This window comes from Pseudoruminococcus massiliensis, from assembly GCF_900291955.1.
Classification (GTDB): Bacteria; Bacillota; Clostridia; order Oscillospirales; family Acutalibacteraceae; genus Pseudoruminococcus; species Pseudoruminococcus massiliensis.
Genome location: NZ_OLMR01000007.1, coordinates 53,576 through 77,593, shown reverse-complemented (window position 1 = coordinate 77,593; position 24,018 = coordinate 53,576). Strand labels below are relative to the sequence as shown.

The window sequence follows — 24,018 nt, the reverse complement described above, 5'->3', positions numbered from 1 at the left end:
GACACTTAAAAGTTTTGCTCAAGCTTTTTCAAAAGCTTGTAGGTCAAGGGCAACGCCCTTGTCGCTCTCCGCAGAGAGCGAAACACCTTTGGGCGAAGCCCAACATTCTTTTACTCCTAAACGGTGGACTTTGTCCACCGTTTTTTGCTGATGTTGTTTACAAAAGAAAAAGCGGCGGATAAAATCCGCCGCTCAAAGAGCAAAGAATGTTAAGGGCTTCGCCCTTAAAACCCACCAAAGGCTCTGCCTTTGGAAACCGCAAGCCTTTAAAAAGGCTTGACCTAAATTTTGAGTTCCTTAGGAAAATCTTCAAGCAAATGGTATGGGCGAACTATGTTCGCCTGTTCCATAGTGTATTTACATTTTTTCGACTGCAATAGTTTGCTATATTAGGCTTTCTTTTTTCTTCCTATAAAGAAAGTTATAAAGTAAATTATTGCCGCAAATAATACTATTGTTCCACCTGCTGAAGTTCCAAAATAATATGATGAAATCAATCCTGAAACTCCCGAAACCATCGAGAATACAACTGATGTGATGTGATATGAACGCATAGAAGAAGATACATTTCTGCCTGCTGCGGCTGGAAGTACCAACAGAGAATTGATAATCATAATTCCAACCCATTTAATAGAAATAGTTACCAATAAAGCAATCATTATAACAAATAAATTATTATAAAGACGAACTCTTACTCTTTTGCTTGATGCCAAGTCCGCATTGACACTTGCGAGTAAAAGCTTATTGAAAATAATAGCCCACATAACAACTGCTACAACAAGAACGATTGCGAGTAGTAAAAGTTCGTTCTGAGAAATTGCAAGAATATCACCAATCAGATAATTGGAATATTTCGTGAACCCTCCATTCGCCGAAAGCAATACAACTCCCAATGCAACTCCAACAGCCGAGAAGACACCTATTATAGTATCGCTTGAGGCTGTTTCAGATTGAATTATTCCCGTTATACATAAGGCAAAGAGTAGGGCAAAGCCTATCATAGAGAGCATATAATTGTCTACACCAAGCAATACGCCGATACCTATACCCGTCAATGCTGAATGTCCGAGTGCGTCAGAGAAGAACGAAAGCTTGTTGTTGACTATCATAGTTCCTGTTAGTCCAAGAAGTGGGGTAAGCATTAAAACCGCTAAAAGGGCATTTTTCATAAAATTATATTCTGCCCAATCGAAAGGCAAAAGAAAATCCATTACCGCATAAATTCCGTCCATTAAAGTATACCCTCCTCTCCAAGTCCGAATACTTCTCGAACTTCTTTGTGTTTAAGAATATTTTTCGCAGTGTCAGTAAGTACAATAGTTCCATCAACAAGAGCCGCACGAGTGCAGTATTTTGTGACATGACCTAAATCGTGAGAAACAAGCAAAACAGGCATATGATACTCACTTCTTAAAGAAGTTACTAAATCATAGAAAGAGCTTATTCCTCGTCTATCGAGTGCGGAAACAGGTTCATCAAGTATAAGCATATCAGGCATAGGGTCGAGTGCAAATGCAAGTAACACTCGTTGCAATTCACCACCCGAAATTCTGCCAAGTGGCTTATCAATAAGCCTTTCTGCACCAACATGGGCAAGCATTTCCTTTGCGTGAGCGAGCTTGTCTTTTTTATGTCTGAACCATACTGGCATCATACCAGAGTTTGCACAGAATAAATCTGCAACAGTAAGTGGAGTTCCTCTGTCAAAGCTCAATGATTGAGGAACATAGCCAAGCTTTGGCTGAGAAATTTTCTTTCCCATACTGTTGAAATATGTTACCGTTCCAGTATGTGGAATACGGTCCATAATTGCTTTAAGCAGAGTTGTTTTTCCTGCACCATTTCGTCCAATAATTGCTGTTATTTCGCCATGCTTAACCTCAAGATTAACATCATCAAGAATCTTTTGATTACCTCGTGTTACTGAGAGATGTTCAATCTTAACACTGCAATGGCATTCCTTGTGTAAATCAGTCATTTCAGAATCCTTTCTATAACTTAGGTTAATGCTTTTTGCAAAACCTTCAGATTTTCTTGCATCATAATAATATAGGCATCTTTATTCATATCACCGCTTACTCCAGGGTCGAGTGTATAAACCTTAGCATCAGTTTCAGCGGCTATTATATCTGCGGAAGTGTCAGGATACTGCGGTTCAACGAATAGAGCCTTAACACCAGTTTGATTGGTTAAGTCGATAATAGACGCTAAATCCTTTGCATTAGGCTCACTTCCGGGTTCACGCTCTATAACACTTACAATGTTTAAGTTAAATTCCTCAGCAAAGTAGTCGAATGCCTCATGAAATGTAATAATATTTCTATCAGAAATATTTGCAAGACCGCTTTCCATTTCATTTTGTAGCTTAGTCAATTTAGAAATGTATTCCTTGCTATTCCTTCGGTATTCCTTTTCGTGAGCAGGGTCAATCTTTACAATTCCCTCAGTTATATTCTCAACTTGCTTTATATAGTTGGCAACAGAAACCCAAAGATGAGCATTATATTCGCCGTGGTCATGATTATGTTCATCTTCATGCTCATGGTCGTGTTCATCTTCATCTTCATCTTCATCATGATGATGTCCGTCTGCAAGAAGATTTATACCTATGCTGGAATCTATTATATGCAGACCGTCAACTCTGTTTGCAATATCCTCAATAAAGCCCTCCATACCAGCACCATTGATTATAAAGCCGTCAGATTTTTCAATATCTCGCATATTGTCAGTCGAAAGCTTAAAATCGTGCAGACAACCAACTTGAACCTCAGCCATACAATCAACCTCAATACCTTCAACGCCATCAACGATATTAAGAGCCATTATATAGATAGGGTAGAAGGAGGCTAAAAATTTAACCTTGTCTTTTTGATAGTTAGTTCTTATACAGCCCGATAGGGAACCGACTGCGATAGTCGTTGTCAAAAGCAAAGCCAATATTTTTTTCATAGTAAAATATCACCAACCTGTCTTTAACATTAATATATGAGTGAGTGAACATATAAAAGGGTGAACAATTGTTCACCCTTTTGCTTATGCTTTATTTATTTTTTGTATTGCTTACACTGATTATGCCATCATCAGAAATAACTATCATATCGCCACATTTAGCTTCTTTAGGCATTTCATTTTTTTCGATAGCAAACATTTTCTTTTCTTTGTCCTCACAGATAAAGAAGTTTCCTTCTGTGCGGTCAACTTTAAGTTTTCTCATTGTGTTCTCCTTGCTTAATTATTCTTCATCTTCTTCAGCTTCAGACGGTGTGTATACAATAATCATACTTAAAATTCTCTGGTCGAGTACCTCACGAATAGTAATTTCTAATTCCTTGTATGTAAATTGTTCACCTGGCTCAGGAATATTAGCGAGCTGTTCTAATGCCCAACCACCAACAGAATTGCTTTCGGTTTCGATATATTTTGTAGGCTTATCAAAAAGCTCAAGCATATCTGAAATAGGCATATCACCGCTTACTTCGTACTTATTATCAGAGATTTTAAGGGACATTTTTTCTACTTCTTCGTCCTCGTCCCAAATTTCACCAACAATCTGCTCAAGCAAATCTTCCATAGTAACTATACCAAGGATTCCGCCGTAATCATCAGTAACAACGGCAAGATGAATCTTATTATACTTGAAGTCTGCAAGCAATGCAGAAAGTTTTTTGGTCTTATAAATAAAATGTGCTGGCTGGAGCATAGCCTCAATATTTGGCTTTTCATTATTATTTATAAGAGCCTCGAGATAATCTCTTGTGTGAAGTACACCGATTATTTTATCAATGTTATCTCTGTAAACTGGAATACGAGAGTATCTTTCTTTAAGAACGAGTTCAGTAATTTCTTCGACAGGGTCATCAATGTCTATTGCGACCATATCTACACGAGGAGTAAGAATTTCCTCAGCTGTTTTCTCATCAAATTCGAGAGCGGACTGTACAAGTTCACTTTCTTGCTGTTCAAGAACGCCTTCTTCCTCAATGCTTTCTATTATATATTTAAGCTCATCTTCTGTGACAGAAGGTTCTTGATGATTGCTATTTCTTGCAAGCTTCTTATAGAGCTTGTTTATTCCCATAAGAATAATAGAAAGAGGTGTTAGTAAAACCATGAGGAATTTAAGAACAGGTGCAAAGGTCATACAAATTTTTTCTGCATTGTCTATTGCAATATTCTTAGGTAGAACCTCGCCGAAGATAAGAACAACGATTGTAATAACAACTGTGCTGATTACAGTACCCTGAGCTTCACCAAAAATGTTTACGAAGAAAACGGTTGCCAAAGCAGAGTTTGCAATGTTTACGATGTTATTTCCGACGAGAATGGTTGTAAGAGCCTTGCTATATCTTTCTGCAACATATAGTGCAGTTTTAGCTTTTTTGTTGCCATTATCGGCAAGGTTTTTAAGGCGAATCTTACTTACTGACGAGAATGCCGTTTCCGTTGATGAAAAGAATGCAGAAAGCAAAAGTAACACAACGCAAATGGCAATCGTAGACCAAGGATCCAAAAATCATCACTCCAAATAAAATTGTTTATGCACAATTTGAAATATTTCATTGTGCAATTAAGAATCACTTCTTCATATTATATAAAGTATTAACGCAATTATATTTCTCGATTAGAATAAAAGATAAAATAATTTAAAAACTTCCCTAAGATAATTAAAAGTTTTGCTCAAGCTTTTTCAAAAGCTTGCGGATTCCAAAGGCGGAGCCTTTGGTGGGTTTTAAGGGCAACGCCCTTAACTTTTCTTTGCCCCAAAAGTGGCGGACTTAGTCCGCCACTTAATTTCTTTTGTTAGTAACAGTAGCCAAATAGCGAAATTTCTCAAACAGAGTACCTTTGCCAAGACACGGAATTGCTTTGTGAATTCACTCAAACCTTTTTATCAGCTTAAATTATCCACGAACAGAATAATATATAGTTATTTTTGTTACAATATTATCTTTAAACTCAAGCGAAATCATTTTACTTGTGTCCTCACTTGATGTATAAGTATAAGTTCCAGAATTTTTCTCGGACATACTTCTTGAGTCTGGCATACCAAATGCTTTATCAGCATCATCCATACTATCTCCAACGGTGATTCCAAGAACAGAAAGTAGAGCTTTACTTTCCATTACATCAATATTTTCTTGAGATATTATATCTAATTTTAATTCTTTAAGCTTTTTTTCATCGCTTTGCTCATCATTGCTTACATTATATATATCATAAGAAATTGCTTTAGCTTTGTTGCTAAGTAAATTTCCTACAAGTCTGCCAGAATTATTTTCGTCACCACTAAAAAGCTTAGTTCCAAGAGTAAAGTCATTTCCAAAATCAGAAATGCAAGGTGGGGAAGGAAGCATAGTTCCATTTATTTGTATACTATTAAAGGCTTTTTTAATATTGAAGTTTTCATTAGTTGTAATACTGCGAGTTTCTGAAACAATACTTTGATATTCAGATAAAGTGTTGCTTTCGTTATTAGCTTCACCTTGAGAGCAAGCCGTAGTAGAAAGTAAAATCATAGCAGAAAAGGCAAGAGCAGTTATTTTAAAAGTTTTTTTCAAGATAATCACCTTTCATTCAGTTGTTTATTTCAGGGGAATATGGAATTGTATTATAAACCTCAATAACCTTATCACGCATCCAAAGGCCAGGGGTTATTCTTGTTGCATAGCCATAACCACAGTCCATACGCCAATCATAGCTGTGAGCCTGAGGAAGTCCATATACAGCAAGAAGTGTCATAATTACTCCACCGTGAGTAACGATAGTTGCGGAAGAAATGCCAGAAGTCATCATAGAGTTTACAAGACGCTCAAAGCCACGGCATACTCTGCGAGTGAAGTCTGCACCACTTTCACCGTTTGGTGGAGGAGTTTTTTCGGAATTTGAAAGCCATTCGGCAAATTTAGGCTCACCAGCAAGCTGAGTGGCAGTTTTACCCTCCCAGTCGCCAAAATTACATTCTGAAAATGCACCATTCAAAGTAACATTCTGTGATGGAAAAATCGCATCACAGGTTTCAAGACAGCGAGAAAGAGGACTTGATATAAGCATTTCTGTGCGTGGATAGCCTTGCTCATCGCTTATTTTCAAAAGCTGTTCTCTGCCTTTTGGCGAGAGGTGTACATCAGTTACACCTATATATGCACCTTGAAGATTAGCCTCAGTTTGTCCATGGCGGATAAAATTGATTTGATAAGATTTCATATAAAAATTCTCCTTAAAATTTCTTTACAAATAGTTATGAGAGTAGTATAATCTACAATAAGTATTTTCACGAGGTGAATCACATTGAATACAGATTTCCCACGAATTATTACACTACTAAGAAAAGAAAAAGGTATGAGCCAAAAGCAAGCTGCTGCTGAACTCGGAATATCTCAGGCATTGCTTTCGCATTATGAAAAGGGAATAAGGGAATGTGGATTAGATTTCCTTGTTCGTGTAGCAAAATATTATGATGTTTCCTGTGATTATCTTGTTGGTATTACTTCCGACCGAAAGGGAGCTATACTTAATATAGAAAGCGATGAGAGCAATACTCAAGAAACTGGAAAACCACTGTGTGATAGTCATTGTGCCAATCTTGCCAATCTTAATAGAAGACTTGTAATGAATTCTATTTCTGTTATTTTCAATATACTTGCACAAGCAGGAAATAAGAATCTTACAAGCGAAGTTTCGTCATATCTTATGGTATCTGTTTATAAGATGTTCAGATTGTTATATAATGCTAATCCACAAAATCCACAAGACTTTTTCGCTATAAATATGGAACTTCAAAGAGGGCTTTCTTCCGCTCTAATGCTCGTTAATGAAACAAACGCAGAGATTTCTGCAAAAGCATTTATTAAGACCATATATAAGGATAGAGAGATAAGCCTTTCACCAAGTGTAATACAAGAGCGTTATCCACAATATGCTGCAGCACTTTCAGACCTTATAAAAATCGCAGAAAACAATATAACAGATTATTATTCATAATTTTATATAAAATTAAGCGACTGTTTTATGACAGTCGCTTTTTTATTTAAGTTAGTTTATTACTTAAGCAGAAGTTTCTGCACCAAGGCTTACAGTAATTGTAAGCTTAGAACCATAAGGAGCGGTGTCGCCAACCTTATAATCCTTATATCCAATAACAGCACCCTTTGCAATTTGGTCATTTGCAACTTCTGTCTTGTTGACTATAAAGCCCATACCACTAAGAGTTTTAATAGCTTCTTCAACAGTAAGATTGTTTATTGCAGGAAGTTCTCTCTGTTGAGGACCTTTACTTACGACAACTACGATTGAAGAGCCTTTAGTTACGACTGAGCCAGCCTCAGGAATCTGAGAAATTATATTTCCTTCTTTAACTGTATTGCTGAACATTGCCTCACTTTCTTGAAGAATACTATATTCAGCATTGCTTGAGTCTGAAAGAACACGAGTGTATTCCTTATCACAGAGATTAGGAACAACAATAGAATCAGGGTCAGAAGTATCAACAATAGCAGAAGATGCAGATGAACTTGCAGAAGACTCTACATCGGCATTGCTTTCACCATTAGAAATAACAATATTAAAGTTAGATTGGCTAACCCATATAATAGCAGCAACTACAAGAATAAGTAAAGCTGAAAGACATGAAACAAGCACCCACGCAAAGCCAGGTATACCACTCTTTTTCTTTGCATTGTAGCTTCTTACTGCGGCTGCCTGAGCTGCGTTTCGAGTTGCCTCATTCTGAATAGCACGAACAGTAGGAGCAGCAGAAAGCTGAGTCTTGAGGTCTGCACAAGTTTTTGTTCTTGCACTTCTGAGAACCTGAAGTCCACCAGCAAGAGCTGTTACAACATGAGGTGGAAGCTGCTTAAAAACAGAAGTAGGGAGTGGGAGCTTGCCATCAGGCTTACGCTTGTCCGCATCTTCCGGAAGACGACCTGTCAAGGCGAAGAATAAGGTTGCTGTAAAGCCATAGACATCTGTACGCTCATCAAGATAAGCGTTAGGGTCATATTGTTCAGGAGCAGAGCAACCATCAAAAAGCTCAGCGTCAATCATATCATTCTGCTGACGAATTTCTCTTATAGCAAAGCTTTGAAGCCTGAGCTTTCCAGCGGGTGTTACAACAAGGCTTTCTGGGTTAATGCCAAAGTGAGTAATTCCTGCCTCGTGAATTGAAGTAAGAGCAGAAAGAACAGGCATAAACATTGGTCTTGCAGTATTCCAGTCGATAGAACCACCGCTTCTTTCGATATATTCACCAAATGTAATGCAATCAAGCTTTTCCTCAACGGTATAGCAAGTGCCATTCTCAGAGAAAATATCGTAAATTGGTGTTATAGATGAAAGCTCACGAAGTCTTGCGAGTGTTCTGTAATATTCAAGAAAAGATTTTTTAAGAGTTTCAAAGGTCTGTTCGCTTCCCTCACGAATAACAAGGTCTACGTTTCCAGGAGCTCGTCCACAGATTCCAGAAGGGAGAAATTCGTGAATAACAATAGCAGAGTGCATAAAGTTATCGTAACCTATATAGTAAGCACCCTCAACACTGTTGTCGATTTGCTTGCCTACTAAATAACGCTCTTGAAGGATTGTACCCAAAGGAAGAAAGGGTGCAGATTGTACAGAGTCCTTATCAAATCCGCAATGTGGGCATTTTTGCTCACCGTTAATTTCGCACATACAACCTAAACATAATTGCGACATGAATAAAGCCACCTATCTCCGTGCTGAATCAGAATTTTAGAAGTAATTACAAGCAAAAGCTGCACGGTGCTGACTGCTTGTTTGCCAATATATAACTGATTATAGCATAGTTGATAGCAAAAAAGCAAGTTTTAGTAGAGCAATAAGAATTACAAATTTGTAAATTAAAACATAATATTAGTAATGTATATATAATTTAGAAAAACTTATAAAATTTAGTTTGAAGTGTATAGAGTGTTTTGTATAAAATTAATATTGAAATGATATATAGAAATGATATATAATTGTAGCAAATCAGATGGGGGTATAGCTCAGCTGGGAGAGCGCTTGAATGGCATTCAAGAGGTCAGCGGTTCGATCCCGCTTATCTCCACCATACCTTGGTTAAGCATAAATAAATTCTCTCGAGAGCTTTCGAGAGAATTTTTGTTTTAAAAGGAGAGTGCAATTTTTGCATTTATTGGATAAAATTTTTCATTATTTGTTTTTAAAATTGATACTCGTATCATAATAGCCAAACTTGCACAATAGTGTAAAAAACTAAAATGCTTATATTTGCCCTAATATACATATTATTATAAGAAATAATTGTAAAATAATGACTTTTTTTACCTAAATGTTGACGATTTTGCATAAAAATGCTATAATCGAAAAAAGATTAAGAAAATTTATGTAAATAGTAGGCTACATTCCATTATGAGATGCAAAAAGATTTATGGAGGTTTATGCTTTATGATAATAACATCTAAACGAAAACTAACATCAAGTGTGGCAATATTATGTGCCTTAATGATACTCATAGGCATTTTTCCTATGAATCTTTTCAGCGGAAAAAAAGCTGATGCGGCAAGCATAACTTTAGAATCGAAATATGTCTATTTGGATATATCAAACTTTTCTGATGAATGGAATAATAATGTCTATATGTTTGTTGATACTTGGGGTACTTTACAGAAAGGTGAAAAAATTTCTGGTACAGATATAATTCGTTGGGATAAGAGCGGTTGGGGAAATATTGGACATATCTTTGGGTTCAGTTGCTTTGATAATTGGAACGATATTAAAGCTCAAGATTATAGAAGAACTACTATGACATCAATCAATTTAAGTGATGCGGGTGCCAAATATTTTTACTGGGACGGAAGTTCTACAGCTATAATAGACAGTAAAACAGTATATTCAATTAGTGTTTCAGATACGCCGATTTCAAAAAGCTTAGAAGGCAAAACAATAAACTTCAAGGATATGACAGGTAAACTTGCAGGAAATATAACTGCTATATTTACCGGAGCTGAAGTTACAGAAACAAGTTCAAGTCTTACAAATAATCAAATAACAATTCCTAATGATATAAATGACAAACCTTATACAACAGTAGAATTTAAAAATGGTGATACTTCTCTTGGAAAATATAATCTATTTAATGAAAACAGCAGTGGTGTTACACCGATAAGTTATGATGAAAATACTTGTAATACATTCTACTATGGTGCAACAGAAAATCTTTCTAATAACTCGGTGATTTCTTATTGGGGAGCTGAGCCATCAACAGCAAGTGATTCTATAAATAACAATAAACTTTATCTTGATAAATTCTTTTTTGATACAACTTCTGGTGTCGTACCAACTATTACAATAAAAGATTCTAATGGAACTTTTACAAAAGATTCAGATGATGATAGTACTTACAGCTATATAATAAATACTTCCGCAACACAGCAGGATATTATAAGCGTTACATATAATAATATGAGATATAATTTCCTTTGGAGCGATTTATCTAAAAACAAGTTGAGTATTAATGGAAGTATAGCAAGTATTTCTGGTGTTTATAGCAATAGTGATGGCTTGGATTTATATTTTGATGCAACCCTTTCAAAGCTATCATATTTAGGTTCAACGGTTAATAATGCTACAATGCCTATACAAGATAGTAATGCAAAGATGTTTGTTCATTTGTTTGGAGCAACAGATGGTTCAACAGTTGGTTATGAAATGACAAAATTATCTTCAAAGACAGTTGATTCTAATACATGGTCTGATGTCTATTTTGTAAATATCAGTAAGCAAGATGTTGAAAAATATAGTAAGGTGATTTTTTATAGTAGTACTAATAAAGGCACATGGCCTAATGCTAATGCTAATGCAAGTAAAACAGAAGATTTAGATTTACCTAAAAATACAAATAAGACTTGCTTCTATGCCGATTCAAGTGATAAATGTATTTATGATAATAGTATGCGTTCAGGCTACTGGGATAAGGTCTATACCATTCGTGATGCAGAATCAGGCAAAAATAACCCAGTAGTAGATATTAAAGCATCAAGCTTTAGTAGCGAAAAGAGCAATTACGGAAGTACTGAAGTAAATTATGTAAACTCTACTTTCTATGATTACTATACAGATTTTGAGTTGAACGGCAGCAACCGTGATGATTATAATGGTGAATCAGGATTGCAAAGTGGAGCGTCTCATAGAAACTGGGTAAATTTCAGACAGTTCGACCAAGCTCTTAGTGATTATTATAAAAATAAAGGTGTAAGTGTCAACGACGCAATTTATACAGGTCATTTTCAGCCAACACATAGTGACTGGGGTTTTCCTTTTGGAGCGATAGCTGATACTATGGATTTATATGGTTGGAGCAAGTATAATACTTTTATTTCAAATAATAACTCTAATGTAAATTCAGATGGTACGGTAAAGATAGGGTCAGATGGATATTATATGTATGCAACACAGGGTATCGTTAATAGTAGTTTGGATAACGGTGTTCTGAAAACGCATGACGGCAAAGCAGCTTCACCTTATTTTGACGAGGATTTCCTAAACGGAAACAATAGCAAAAACACAAAATTAGGTAAGGTATATAACAATGTTGCTTTCCCATTTACAAAGAAAGATGTCTTTGGTGAGGGAGTTGATTACTGGTGGTATGATAGTGCAAGCACAACTCTTGCAATGCAAAAGGATACCGCAAGCGACAATTACTATTTAGCAAATCATTCTTCAGATATCAATAGAAATTGGAGTAAAAACTTAAATAGTAGTGGTATATATGATGGCGGTGATGGTGTTTCCAACATATATGGTTTGTTCCCATTTAACTATGGTGATAACAGTGCGAAAAACAATAATGGTTCTACATATAATTATGGTTATGGAGCAAAGCTTGAGTTTAAATTCCGTCTTACAGATGATGGAAAAGTAATCAATCGTAATGGAGACAAAGTAGATATTAAATTCCTGTTCTCTGGCGATGATGATGTTTGGGTTTATATTGATGGACAGCTTGCACTTGATGTTGGTGGTGACCATGGTCAGGTTACAGGTATGTTAGACTTTGCTAATAAAAAAGCTTATGTAAGCAGGGTTAAAAAATCAGCTAATAACTCTGATGTATCGGGAGGCTCTTCAGTAAGGTCAATAACATATCACGCTGATGGTGAGTCTGGCACGGAAAATAAAATATATGATTTCTATCAGCAGGAAGATTTCACTCTCGAGGGTGATAATTCTACTGAACATACACTTACCATGTACTATATGGAGCGTGGTATGTGGGAATCAAATATGAAGGTTGCATTTAACTTCCCTGACAGCAGTGAACTTGAAGTTGAGAAAACTGTTGATAAGAGTGATGTTAACACAATGTTCTCTAATCTCTTTGATGAAAACGAAAACTTTGAGTTTCTCATTCAGAATCGTGTAACACACTTTGGCACAAAAGCTGCTAATGGTAGCACAGGATTGACAACGCTTAACTTCGCTGAGAATTTCACGGGTAATTTATTTGTAACATCTGAAGGTAATATATTTGAAAAAGCAGATAGCTATAATGGACAAGATAATGTTGTACATTGGTTTGCTAATTACTCAAATGAAAATAATGAATATACACAAGCAAGATTAGGTAATTTAAGTGCTGATGATAATCAGTTGAAAGATATAAGCGAAATGACTTATCTTAACTTTAAAGCCTATATTGCCAATGATATTGCATCGTTAAATAATATGTATATTCAATTAACTGATGTAAACGGCAAAAAGCTTTATGGTTTCTTAGATGCTAATAAGGTTAAGGATACTGTTCTTAGTGGTAATGCTTGGTCAAAAGTAACTGTAATCTTAGATAAGCTTACTGCGGAAAGTGGTTTTGATAAGACTAAAATTAGCACTATAAGTTTTCAGTATAATATCGAGTGCGATGTTTACCTTGACGATTTCATCTTTAAAAATAATGCTACTTCCATAGGTACAGGCTTTACTACTGCTCAAGAAAACATTCCTGACTATGGTTCAGCTACAAGCGGAAATCTCGAAAATACAAAAAATGCACAGTATTATAAAAAGGATAGTAGCTCTTCATCTTCAAAGGGTACACTTGATTTAGTTGATGAAAGTGGTAATTTCTACTTAAAGAATAAGCAATTAGTTACTTTCTATGACCAGTTCCGTAGAGGAAGTTATATTTCATTAAAAGAAAATCTTAGTGCATCTCAGAAGAAACTCTATACGACTACATATACTGTTTACGAAGATGGCTCTGCTGTAACAAGTATGGCAAGTGGAAGTACAGTAACCAACGGCAGTATCTCGAATCTGAAAAATGTTACTGGCACAGCCGTAAATGACGGAAGAACAGAAAAGCCAGACAGTAGTTCCCCATTAGCTAACTATACAGGTACTAAGCCTGATGCAGATACTATGGTTTTCCGTTCGTATACTAACCCGGACGGAACAAATCAAAGCACAAAGTTAAAGGTTCAATTCAATAATAAAGTAAATGTCGGAAGCATCAAGATTACCAAAGATAAGGTTGGTAATGTAAACTTAGTAGGTAAATATAAATTCTATGTTGAGTTTAAGAATGTCGGCGGTTCTGGCTTGGAGGGTGCTAATTCTATAGTATCTAATGTTATTGAGCTTGGAGTTGGTGAGAGCAAGACAATCACAGGTATTCCAGTAGGCACAGAATATATTATCCACGAGGTTGATGAAAACTCTGATTACGCAGTGCTTAAGAAAGTTACAACTGGCGGTAACGATGTACTTATCAGCCAGAATACAGTTAATGGAATAGCTACTCATTCAGTAACAGGAACAGTTGTTGCTAAAGAAACTGAGTATTCATATACTTTCTATAATACTCAAATAGCTACAATGGACCTTAAAATTAGTAAAAATTGGTTTAATGTAGATGAAGCTGATAGAGATAAATATATTCCTACTGCTAATGCAGTAAGATTCTGCTTGCTTCGTCGTTCAACTGATAGTTCTTGGAGTAAAGTTCCTAACTATGAAAGTTTTACATTAGATTCCAGCTGGGAAAAGACAATTACTAAGCTTGAAACATATGATGATAATGGCTTCCAATGGCAATATGCTATAAGAGAATTAGACAAAGATGGTAACCCTATTGATAATGACAATACGACTACTATCACCGCTGCAAGTGGTAATGTAACTTATAAAGTTGAATATACTACTAGTACTTCTTCCAATATTACTACTGGTTTGATAGTAAATAATACTCGTATAGTTCAAGACATCAGTATGCCAGAAACTGGTGGTGAGGGTGGAAGCCCTAACGAATTTAACTTCGTTTTATTTGGAGCAATAGCCATAGTATTAGCAGGTGGTTTATTGCTATTAAATAAAAAATATGCCTTTGTGCATATAGGCAAGTCGTCAAAGAAGGTGCGATAATCCTCCTTGAAAAAAAGTTATAGATTATCGGTTAAGTGCGAGGCTATAATTTATAACTAAAAAATAAAAGAATTCGCACAAAATAATATTATCCGATATGGAGGTAAAAAATTATGAAAGCTAAGAAAATTTTCAAAGGAATGACCGCTGCTGCCGTTGCTGCTGTTCTCGCAGCTTCTATGGTACCAATGACTGCTTTTGCAGCTGCTCCAGGTTATGATGATTTAACAGCTCAAACAGTTACAATGCCATCTACTTTATCAAGTGCAAAATACAATGTATATCTTGTAGCCTCTGCGGCTCATAAGACTGGTGATGCAAGTGGTGTATATGAGTATACCCTTGAAACTGGTTTTACTAATGTTCCAGGTCTTGCTGTAAATCCTGATAATAAGAGATTAACTTATAATGGTTCAGTCCTTAGCACTTCTACATCTGCTTCTGATCTTAAGAATCTTGCTGATGCCCTAAAGACCGCAAGTTCAAGTGCTTCTACTGTTACAGATGGAAGTGACCTTGCAAGTGGTTCTTCCTTAACTCTTGCTCCTGGTTATTACCTTGTTACAACAACAGGAACACAAATGAAGTCTGCTCCTATACTTGTTTCTGTTACAGATGCAGCTAAAACACTTACAGCAAAATCATCTGACCTCACATTTGAGAAAAACATTGTAAGTGTTAAAGATGGTCAGGGTACTGTTGATGGTACTTTAGATAAACATAAGTCTGCTGAGGTTGCTGTAGGTTCAGAAGTTACATACGAAATTAAAACAAACTTCCCTTCATATAGTGACGAAGTTGTAGCAGCTGTTAATAGAACTGACGGTCCTTCTTTAAATATTACAGACTTTGTTATTACTGATGATCCAAGCAGAGGTATTACCCTTAAAGATATTGTAGTTAAAGTTGATAACACAGAAGTAGCTACATCATCTGGTACTTATGTCATTGATGACAGTGTTACTACAGGCAAAAATGGAGGAACAGGTTTTAAAATTACATTTGATGATGCCTATGTTGTAAATAATAAGGATAAGTCAGTTGTAGTTTCATTCAAGGCTGATGTTAATGAACATGCAGCTTCTCAGGATGCTATTCCTAATGACGCTACACTTAATTTTGCTAATGATTATGCAACAGGTGGCGGTAGTGGTGAACTTAAAGATGAAACAGACATTTATAGAACAGACCTTATAATCTATAAGACTGATGAAGCAAGTAACCCAATTGAAGGTGTTGGCTTTACAGTTTACAAGACGAATCCTGCTACTGATGCTGGCGTAACAAAGGGTGATGCTATTGGTTTGGAAAGATATACAGATGCTGAAGGTAAAATCACAATTACAGACCTTCCAGCTGGCACATACATAATTTCAGAAACCAAAGTACCTGCTAACTATAAAAAGGCTGATGATGTCACTATTACAATAGAGGCTATTAAAGATACTGCTTCTAATAAGTACACAGGTGCATATAAATTTACAGGTACTGATAAAATTTCAGATACTGAAAATGATAATATGAAGACAATTGTAAATATTAAGGGTCAGGAACTCCCAGGCACAGGTGGAATGGGTACAATCATCTTCACAGTTGCTGGTGCAGGCGTAGTACTCGTAGCTGGTATCATGCTTATCGTTTATATGAAGAAGAGAAAGATTGAGGAATAATTTATACTTATTCTTTAATTTTACTTAGCTAATCGTTAAAATCTGCTCCGCTTCCGCTTTGGACGGAGCAGGTTTTCCAAGGGGCTTGGCTCAAAAATGGGGCAAACCTCTCGGAAAACTTTGCGAAAGGGCGTAAAAACTTGAAACACAAAAAGCTTAAGAAATGGCCGCTCTTTGTTATGGCAATACTCTTTATCGTTGGTGTTGCGTCCATTCTTTATCCATTCGTGGGTAATTTGGTTTCGGTTATGACCGCCAATGTTGTTATCGGCAGCTATGATGATGAGGTTAAAAACCTCGATACATCAGAGATTGATGAGCTTTTCGCTAAGGCTAATGAGTATAACAAAAGCCTTTATAGTGGCTCGAAAACCGATATAGACGCAAAGTGTCTTAACCGCACTGATGGCATAATGTGCTATGTAGATGTACCAAAGGTTAATATCTATTTGCCAGTATATTACGGAACTTCTAATGAAGTTCTTGAAAAGGGCTGTGGCTATCTCGAAAATACTTCTTTGCCAGTTGGTGGTAAAAACACGCATAGTGTAATTTCAGGACATACGGGTTTGCCGAGTGCAGAGATGTTCACACAGCTTGACCAAGTCGAAGTAGGCGATATGTTCTATATACATATCTTGAATGAAGTTCTTGCTTATAAGATTGATAAAATTCAAGATGTTAAGCCAGATGAAACAGATACTCTTAGGATTGTTTCTGGCGAAGACTATGTCACACTATTAACTTGCACACCTTATGGCATAAATGACCGCCGACTTCTTGTGCGTGGAACTCGTGTTCCATATACTCCTGATGAAAATAGCGGAAGTACTTCAGAAATTCCCGACCAGCCTACATCTGATAACTCTCTCTCTCAAAATGTTATCAATCAGATTCTCGTAATCGGTGCGATTGTACTTGTTGCTATTATCGTTTTCATTATTGCTTGTATAATACTTCATAATGACCGTAAAAAAGCGGAAAAACGCATTAAAGATAAGCAATCAGATGAAAAACAGGAGGAATAGCAATGGGAACAATAAAAAAGCGTGTAAAACGCAGGCTTCCTCTTGTGTTCATCTTTCTATTTTTACTTGTTGGTATTGCAATTTTTATGTACCCGAAAGTTAGTAATTGGCTTTCGGTATATACATCTCGTGTAGAAATTGGCTCATATAATAATGCCGTCAAGGAAATGGACAACTCACAAATTGAAGCCCTCGAAAAAAAAGCAAATGATTATAACGAAGCCCTTGCAAAAAAAGATACGCAATCACTTTCAGTAATAAACTACGAAGCACTTCTAACCGTCACAGACGCAATCGGCTATGTAGATATTCCTAAAATAAATATTTATCTGCCGATTTTTCACGATATGTCCGATGAGGTTCTCCAAAAGGGCGTAGGTCATATGGAGGGAACATCGCTTCCAGTTGGTGGAAAAAGCACACATGCAGTTTTGCCGGCACACACAGGCTTGCCATCTGCGGAACTTTTCACAGACCTTGATAAAATGGAACTTGGCGATGTATTTTATATTCATGTTCTTGGAAAGGTTCTTGCATATAAGGTTGACCAGATTAAGGTGGTTTTGCCCGAAGACGATAGTGATATACAGATTGTCGAAGGCGAGGACTATGTCACACTTTTAACTTGTACACCATATGGCATCAATGACCACAGACTTCTTGTTCGTGGAACTCGTATTCCATACGAAGAAGAAGCAAAAGAAATTGCTACCACACCGCCAACACAAGATGACGGAGAAGAACAGCTTTCAGTAGAAGTTATAGTAACTATTGCAGTGATTGTTCTTGCTATAATAATTATAGCAATAATTTTGTTGATACTTTTCTTGCCAGTAGGCAAAGAACGCAAAAATAAAAAAAGAGCAAGCAAAGAAAAACAAAAATCTTAGCAGGAGGAAATTTTATGAGATATAAATATCTGAAAAAAATCGTAGCAATGTTTCTGTTATGTGCCTTTGCAATAAGCTTTTCGGTTATAGGTGTTAATGCAGCCGATACAAAGCTTGGCTCAATAACCGTTGAGGTAAACGAAATACTTCAAGGTACACAGCTAAAGTTGATTGATGTTGCCGATTATGTCAATGGAAGCTATGTAATGAATGATAATTTCAAAGATTGCAAAGTTTCTTTTGATGGTTGGTCAGATACAAGTACAGCTAAGAAAATCAGCTATACACTTGAAGAATATGCAAAAAGCAATAATATTTCTGGCATAGTAAACGAAGTTCAATCTGACGGAAAGGCATATTTCACAAATCTTTCAGCAGATAAGGTATATCTTATAATTCAGCCTGATGAAGATGATGAATATATAATTCAGCCGTCAATAACAGTTATGCCTTATATGAGCGATAATCAAGAAATATATGATGTCAATATAAAGGCAAAGTTTGCAGATAATTCAATTTTCAGCCAGTCCGCAGTAATTTTGAATAAGCGTGGCGATAATACAGAGCCTCTTGCTGGAGCAACTTTCAGCTTCCAGAGCAAAATTTATTATAATAATACCGAAAGTATTCCAGATAATACCGAGAAGGGTTCAGATGCTCAGGGCAATTATTATTGGAAATCTTACGGTTCGGATTTAACTACAAATGCACAAGGACAGATAGTTATTAAGAAACTTCCATTTGGAACATATCGTTTTATAGAAACTCAAGCTCCAATCGGATATGTACTGGATTCAACTCCTCGTGAATTTACATTATCAAATCATGGTTCAGTCAAGCTCGAAAATGACCGTTATATTCGTAGAGCGGGTACTATTGCAGAATTAACAGTTGTTAATACTAAAGAGATTATAGATAGTTCAGTTCCGTCTACACCAACACCACCTGTAAAAACTTCTGACGACTCAAATAATACACCATATATATTTATGTTCTGTATTGCAGGTTTGCTTGTTTTTGCAATAATTAAGAGCTATTCTTTAAGAAAGAACAATAAATAAAAATGATTTTTAATATGCACCGTGGAAGTATAACTTGCTTTCAGGGTGCATATTAGTTTAATCAATACTAGAAATTTTGTGGCAATTAAAAGTTTCGCTACAAGCCTTTTTTCAAAGGCTTATAGGTCAAGGGCAAGGCTCTTAGCTCTGTCCACAGACAGCGAAATGCTTTATACTTATTAAAACTTTAAATAATTACTAATATATAGTTATGGAGAAAATGTAATGGCGAATAATATTTTTGATTATATGTTCTGGCGTGGCGATTTATCCTTTAGTGAAAGAGAATTTAATGATGTTGATGGAGTTATTCTTGCAAGATTGTCTTATTTGCCGTTTGAGCTTATAATGAATCAAAATTCCAGTAAAGAAATAACAATCGCAGAAATGGCAAAAAAGTTGATAGCCTATCCCAATATAGAAAATATGGTCATACAAAAAGAGGATATTCAATTTTTGAATGAACTTTTGAATAGTAAGCGTTTTAATAGTATGAAATTGTTTGATTATATAAATAAAATTGATGAGAAAACGCAGACGCAATTTTCTGCTATTACGATAAAAATCAATGAAAATGAGCTTTATATATCCTTCCGAGGAACAGACAATACACTTATAGGTTGGAAAGAAGATTTCAATATGGGCTTTGTCTTTCCAGTGCCTGCACAAGAATTAGCTGTTGATTATATAGAGAAAATCGCATCAAGACATAGTGAAAATATGCTTGTCGGTGGACACTCAAAGGGTGGAAATCTTGCAGTTTATTCAGCGGCATTTTGTAGTGAGGCTGTTCAAAATAGAATAGAAATCGTTTATAATTTTGATGGACCAGGTTTTGATGAAAAAGTTTTGCAAAAAGATGGCTATAAGAGAATTTGCAATAAAGTTAATACCTTTGTGCCTCAATCATCTGTCGTAGGAATGTTGCTTAATCACGAAGAAAGATATATCATTGTACATAGTACGCAACTTGGACTTTTACAGCACGACCTTTATTCTTGGAGTGTGCAGATAGATAGTTTTATTTGCCTTGAGGCTGTTGATAATACAAGCAGATTTATTGATTATACACTCAAAGCGTGGATTGCAAATTTAGATTATGAACAGCGGGAGAAGTTTGTTGATACTATGTATACAATTCTTACAAAGACAAATGCCAATACTGTAAAAGAACTTGAAGGCAATCTTTTTATGAATGCAATAACTATGCTGAAATCAATCAAAGACCTTGATGAGCCTACACGCAAGGCATTAACTCAAGTTTTTATGTCGCTTTTAAAGAGTACAAGAGTAGGACTATTGCAGGTTGTCATAAATAAAGACCTGATTGTTAAATAATGTAGATTGTTAGTTCATAGCAGCTTTAAGTTTAGTTCATTATCAGAGGTATAGGTTTTACTTAAAAAATTGGTGAAATTTTTAGCTTTTGTTAAATGAGAAAATAAACAAATTTTATCCTATAAGCTGTTGATTTATCTTCAAAAATATATTAAAATAGGGTAAAGTTCATTTGGATTGGAGAAAAATTTTATGTATAAAAATTATCTTTTCGACCTTTATGGAACATTAGTAGATATTCATACAGATGAGGGCAAAAAAAGCCTTTGGCATAGTTTTAAGAATCTTCTTGCTATGTATGGTGCAAAATATAAAACAAAGGAACTTCAAAGTAAGTATAATGAACTTTGCGAAAAAGCAAAAAAGGCTGTTCCTGCCACAAAGTACACAAATGAGCCAGAATTAGAGCTTATTGACGTTTTCAAGGGGCTTGTAACTGAAAAAGGAGCAGAATGTAGCGATGAATTAGCTGCATTTTTGGCTGCATCATTTCGTGCAATGTCATTAAAGTATATTAAGCTCTATGACGGTGCTTTAGATTTACTTCGTTCTTTAAAAGAGGCAGGCGGAAAGGTTTATTTACTTTCCAACGCACAAAGTTCATTCACAAAGCCAGAATTAAAGCTTCTTGGAATTTATGATGAATTTGATGGCATAGTAATTTCTTCTGATGAGGGCTGCAAAAAGCCTGATGTAAAATTCTATCAGACAATTCTCAAACGCTATAAACTAAAGAAATCAGAAACAATTATGATTGGCAATGATTATATAACCGATATAAAGGGTTCACACGATGCAGGACTTGCTTCACTCTATCTTCATACAAATATATCTCCTGAAATTGAGGGCGAGCTTCTCGCTGATTATAAGGTTATGGACGGCAGCCTTAAAAAAGCCAAAAAACTTTTACTTAAATAATATGTCCGTTTTGGAGGATTCCTTATTATGAATATACTCATAATTGGTTGTGGGAACTTAGGTTCTGTTCTTGCAAATGAGTTTGATAGAAATGGTCACGATGTTTCTGTTGTTGACGAAAATCCTGATAGAATACATCTTCTGCATGAAGATTTTGATGGACTTTTTGTAACAGGCATAGCTATGGATATGGATGTTCTGCGTGATGCAGGTGTAGAAAGTTGCGATGCTGTTGCAGTAGTAACATCAGACGATAACCTCAATATAACTGTTTCTCAGATTGTGAAGAAATTTTTTGGCGTAGAAAATGTTATTACCCGAATAACTAATTCCTATCGTGAAAATGCCTTCAAAAATAAATTTGGTCTGAAAACAATATGCCAGACCAATATTTCAGCTAATACTATCTATTCTGCCATTATTGGTGGAGGAGATAACATCAATATTGCTAATAATTCCAATTTTATGATTGATTCAATCAAGGTTGACGATAAATATGTAGGCAGAGCGATTTCAGCCTTGCCGTTAAAAGATGGTGCGTCATTATTTGGAATCAAGCGTAAAAGCGGAAAAGTGCTTATTTATGACTTGATGTCAAATATAGAGGTTGAGTCAGGGGATACAGCACTATATATCAGAGAAGGATAATCTCAGTACGAAAGGAAAAAAGCTATGAAGGTTATAATTGCAGGCGGAGGAAGACTTGGTTATAGCTTGGCAAGAAATCTGATTGACCGAAGATATGATGTATCAGTTATTGAAATTTCAAAACAAGCAAGCGAAAAAGTCGCAAACGAACTTCAGATAGAAGTTGTCTGCGGAGATGCCACAAATATAGAAACACTTAATTCTTTAGATTTCAACAATGTAGATTGCTTTATAGCAGTTACAGGTCGTGACCAGGATAATATAGTAGCCTCACAGCTTGCCAAAAATGAGCTGAAAATTCCTAAAGTTATAGCTCGTGCCAATAACCCAAGAAACCTTGAGGCTATGAGAAAGCTTGATATTGATATAGTTGTTAGTAGCACAGAAATAATCACTAAGATGATAGAGCAAGAGGTTGTAAACGCTGGTGCTCAACTTCTTGCAACCTTGAATAAAGGCAAAGCAGCAATATTGTCGTTTACTTTGCCAGAAAATTCAGCACTTGATGGCTATGCAATCAAAGATATAAAAATGCCAGCATCATCTCTTATAGTATCTGTTGTGAGGGGGGAACAGTTGTATATCCCACGAGGAGATACAGTAATTCATTCAAAAGATGAGATAGTAATATTCTGTGGTGATGATTCGCAGAAATCAGTTAAAAAACTATGGACTGCCATAAAATGATGACCGAGCCACCGATTAACTAATAAACTTTCCTAAGACAATTAAAAGTTTTGCTCAAGCTTTTTCAAAAGCTTGCGGTTTCCAAAGGCAGAGCCTTTGGTGGGTTTTAAGGGCAACGCCCTTAACATTCCTTTCTCTCAAGGGCGGACGGAGTCCGCCCTAATCGGTAGTTCATTGGTAATTTCTGCATTGGCTACCATAAAACTTATGTTAGAATAATATAAACTTTATAGTATATTATTTATAGTAGGAATTTCCAAATCTCTGAAATGCTCAAGTTCATTTTCAATACGCTTACATTCTGCATAAAATTCAGGGAGTTCACCACTTTTCAGATAGCTTTCTGCGACAGCGATATTTTCGCAGATTTCGTCAGGCTTTTCGTGAGAAATAAATATCAGCATAGATTCAACATTGCTTTCCCAAAGCTCTTTAAGCTTTTTCATTGTTTGGATAGCTTCTTTTTCGTTACCGTCAACCATTTGTTGCTGTGCTGTTTTTAAGTATTCAGAAGCGTGTTGAGATTCTTTTGTATTCAGCGTAAATTCAAAAGTGCATAATCCCGCTACAATAAAAAGCAAAATAATGGCTATAAACAATCGTTTCAAATCTTACACTCCTTTTCAATAATTTTATATTCGCCTTGTCCGTTGGCAATCATAAGGAAAACATCGTTTAGTTCGGTGTTTTCCTTTTTTAGTGTGTCAAAAAGCCAATCTCTGCTAAGACCACATATTTTGAGAGAACATTTTGAAATTTCTCCGTCACTTATTATAACGACCTCAAGACCTTTATCATTAGTTTTTATCCCAAGTTCCTCAGCAGTAGGTATATCCTTTTCGGGCTTTTTAAGAACGCTAAGCTTGCCATTTGTTTCTACAATAGCAAATCCTACATCTTCAATGTTAAAAATACCCTGTTGTCTAAGTTCCTCAGATAAATCTTCCGTACTCATTCTAAGTCGGTGCATTTCACTTTGATTGATTTTGCCATCAGATATTATAACAATAGGCTTTCCACAGATGATTCTGCGAAAACCAGCTCGTTTAAGCATAAGGAAAGATATTATAATTTCACAGACGATAAGAATAAGAATAGGCACAATACCGCTCAAAAGACTTTGTTCAGTATTTTGCATAGGAATTGCGGCAATATCAGAAATCAGAAGTGTAACGACAAGTTCGCTTGTCTGTAATTCGCCAATCTGTCGTTTTCCCATAATTCTTATCGCAAGAATAATCACTATATAAAGCAGAATAGTTCGTATAACAGAAATAATCATAATTCAACACCTTTCAGTTATATTGTATCAATAATTTGTGGAATAATTCGCAAGAAATTCCTCAAAATAAAAACAGGTTAAGAGCATTGCCCTTAA

The 24,018-nt window shown here is 35.7% G+C and carries 20 protein-coding genes and 1 tRNA gene; 11 read left to right on the top strand and 10 right to left on the bottom strand.

Annotation, left to right across the window (positions count from 1 at the left end):
* Positions 1 to 389: 389 nt before the first annotated feature.
* From C9914_RS09260 to C9914_RS09230, 7 genes are all read right to left on the bottom strand, one after another.
* Complete coding sequence (locus C9914_RS09260) at positions 390 to 1,232, bottom strand: metal ABC transporter permease (protein WP_022264710.1); 843 nt, start codon at positions 1,230 to 1,232, stop codon at positions 390 to 392.
* Positions 1,232 to 1,978: a metal ABC transporter ATP-binding protein gene (locus tag C9914_RS09255; RefSeq protein WP_022264709.1), complete on the bottom strand. Its 747-nt coding sequence runs from the start codon at positions 1,976 to 1,978 to the stop codon at positions 1,232 to 1,234. Before C9914_RS09255 ends, C9914_RS09260 begins: the two co-directional genes overlap by 1 nt.
* A 20-nt stretch (positions 1,979 to 1,998) precedes the next feature.
* Positions 1,999 to 2,949 (bottom strand): metal ABC transporter substrate-binding protein, encoded by a 951-nt coding sequence (locus tag C9914_RS09250; RefSeq protein WP_106764983.1) that lies wholly within the window; start codon positions 2,947 to 2,949, stop codon positions 1,999 to 2,001.
* A gap of 91 nt (positions 2,950 to 3,040) precedes the next feature.
* Positions 3,041 to 3,214 carry a DUF3006 domain-containing protein gene (locus C9914_RS09245; RefSeq protein WP_022264707.1) on the bottom strand — a complete coding sequence of 58 codons (174 nt, stop codon included), beginning with the start codon at positions 3,212 to 3,214 and terminating at the stop codon, positions 3,041 to 3,043.
* A gap of 18 nt (positions 3,215 to 3,232) precedes the next feature.
* Entirely contained in the window at positions 3,233 to 4,510 is a 1,278-nt protein-coding gene (locus C9914_RS09240; protein WP_106764981.1) for a hemolysin family protein, read from the bottom strand.
* 391 nt (positions 4,511 to 4,901) lie between these two features.
* Positions 4,902 to 5,558 carry a hypothetical protein gene (locus C9914_RS09235; RefSeq protein WP_022264705.1) on the bottom strand — a complete coding sequence of 219 codons (657 nt, stop codon included), beginning with the start codon at positions 5,556 to 5,558 and terminating at the stop codon, positions 4,902 to 4,904.
* Positions 5,559 to 5,574: 16 nt separating this feature from the next.
* On the bottom strand, positions 5,575 to 6,204 hold the full coding sequence (locus C9914_RS09230; RefSeq protein ID WP_022264704.1) for a histidine phosphatase family protein: 630 nt from the start codon (positions 6,202 to 6,204) through the stop codon (positions 5,575 to 5,577).
* A gap of 84 nt (positions 6,205 to 6,288) precedes the next feature.
* Between C9914_RS09230 and C9914_RS09225 the strand changes: the two genes are divergently transcribed.
* Positions 6,289 to 6,981: a helix-turn-helix domain-containing protein gene (locus C9914_RS09225; RefSeq protein ID WP_106764980.1), complete on the top strand. Its 693-nt coding sequence runs from the start codon at positions 6,289 to 6,291 to the stop codon at positions 6,979 to 6,981.
* A 63-nt stretch (positions 6,982 to 7,044) separates the two neighbouring features.
* Here C9914_RS09225 and C9914_RS09220 read toward each other — a convergent pair whose 3' ends face one another.
* A complete protein-coding gene (locus C9914_RS09220; RefSeq protein WP_022264702.1) occupies positions 7,045 to 8,691 on the bottom strand; it encodes a PASTA domain-containing protein in 1,647 nt (548 codons plus the stop codon).
* Positions 8,692 to 8,991: 300 nt separating this feature from the next.
* Here C9914_RS09220 and C9914_RS09215 point away from each other — a divergent pair.
* From C9914_RS09215 to C9914_RS09170, 10 genes are all read left to right on the top strand, one after another.
* Positions 8,992 to 9,067: transfer RNA gene (locus tag C9914_RS09215), tRNA-Ala, on the top strand.
* 356 nt (positions 9,068 to 9,423) lie between these two features.
* The gene (locus C9914_RS09210; RefSeq protein ID WP_106764978.1) at positions 9,424 to 14,400 is read left to right on the top strand and encodes a PA14 domain-containing protein; all 4,977 of its coding nucleotides are present in this window, start codon (positions 9,424 to 9,426) and stop codon (positions 14,398 to 14,400) included.
* A 113-nt stretch (positions 14,401 to 14,513) separates the two neighbouring features.
* Positions 14,514 to 16,070, top strand: coding sequence for an isopeptide-forming domain-containing fimbrial protein (locus tag C9914_RS09205; protein WP_106764976.1), 1,557 nt, complete (start codon positions 14,514 to 14,516; stop codon positions 16,068 to 16,070).
* A gap of 140 nt (positions 16,071 to 16,210) precedes the next feature.
* On the top strand, positions 16,211 to 17,098 hold the full coding sequence (locus C9914_RS09200) for a class C sortase (protein ID WP_106764974.1): 888 nt from the start codon (positions 16,211 to 16,213) through the stop codon (positions 17,096 to 17,098).
* A gap of 2 nt (positions 17,099 to 17,100) precedes the next feature.
* On the top strand, positions 17,101 to 17,988 hold the full coding sequence (locus C9914_RS09195; RefSeq protein ID WP_106764973.1) for a class C sortase: 888 nt from the start codon (positions 17,101 to 17,103) through the stop codon (positions 17,986 to 17,988).
* A 14-nt stretch (positions 17,989 to 18,002) separates the two neighbouring features.
* Positions 18,003 to 19,049 carry a prealbumin-like fold domain-containing protein gene (locus C9914_RS09190; protein ID WP_106764971.1) on the top strand — a complete coding sequence of 349 codons (1,047 nt, stop codon included), beginning with the start codon at positions 18,003 to 18,005 and terminating at the stop codon, positions 19,047 to 19,049.
* A gap of 225 nt (positions 19,050 to 19,274) precedes the next feature.
* A complete protein-coding gene (locus tag C9914_RS09185) occupies positions 19,275 to 20,387 on the top strand; it encodes a DUF2974 domain-containing protein (protein WP_106764970.1) in 1,113 nt (370 codons plus the stop codon).
* 192 nt (positions 20,388 to 20,579) lie between these two features.
* Positions 20,580 to 21,305 (top strand): HAD family hydrolase, encoded by a 726-nt coding sequence (locus C9914_RS09180; protein ID WP_106764968.1) that lies wholly within the window; start codon positions 20,580 to 20,582, stop codon positions 21,303 to 21,305.
* 27 nt (positions 21,306 to 21,332) lie between these two features.
* Complete coding sequence (locus C9914_RS09175; RefSeq protein ID WP_022264694.1) at positions 21,333 to 21,953, top strand: potassium channel family protein; 621 nt, start codon at positions 21,333 to 21,335, stop codon at positions 21,951 to 21,953.
* 24 nt (positions 21,954 to 21,977) lie between these two features.
* Positions 21,978 to 22,640 (top strand): potassium channel family protein, encoded by a 663-nt coding sequence (locus C9914_RS09170; protein WP_106764967.1) that lies wholly within the window; start codon positions 21,978 to 21,980, stop codon positions 22,638 to 22,640.
* A gap of 227 nt (positions 22,641 to 22,867) precedes the next feature.
* Here the strand turns inward: C9914_RS09170 and C9914_RS09165 are convergent, their stop codons facing one another.
* Entirely contained in the window at positions 22,868 to 23,248 is a 381-nt protein-coding gene (locus C9914_RS09165; RefSeq protein WP_022264692.1) for a DUF4363 family protein, read from the bottom strand.
* Positions 23,245 to 23,922 (bottom strand): DUF421 domain-containing protein, encoded by a 678-nt coding sequence (locus C9914_RS09160; RefSeq protein ID WP_106764965.1) that lies wholly within the window; start codon positions 23,920 to 23,922, stop codon positions 23,245 to 23,247. The genes C9914_RS09165 and C9914_RS09160 overlap by 4 nt, the downstream gene beginning before the upstream one ends.
* Positions 23,923 to 24,018 lie beyond the last annotated feature (96 nt).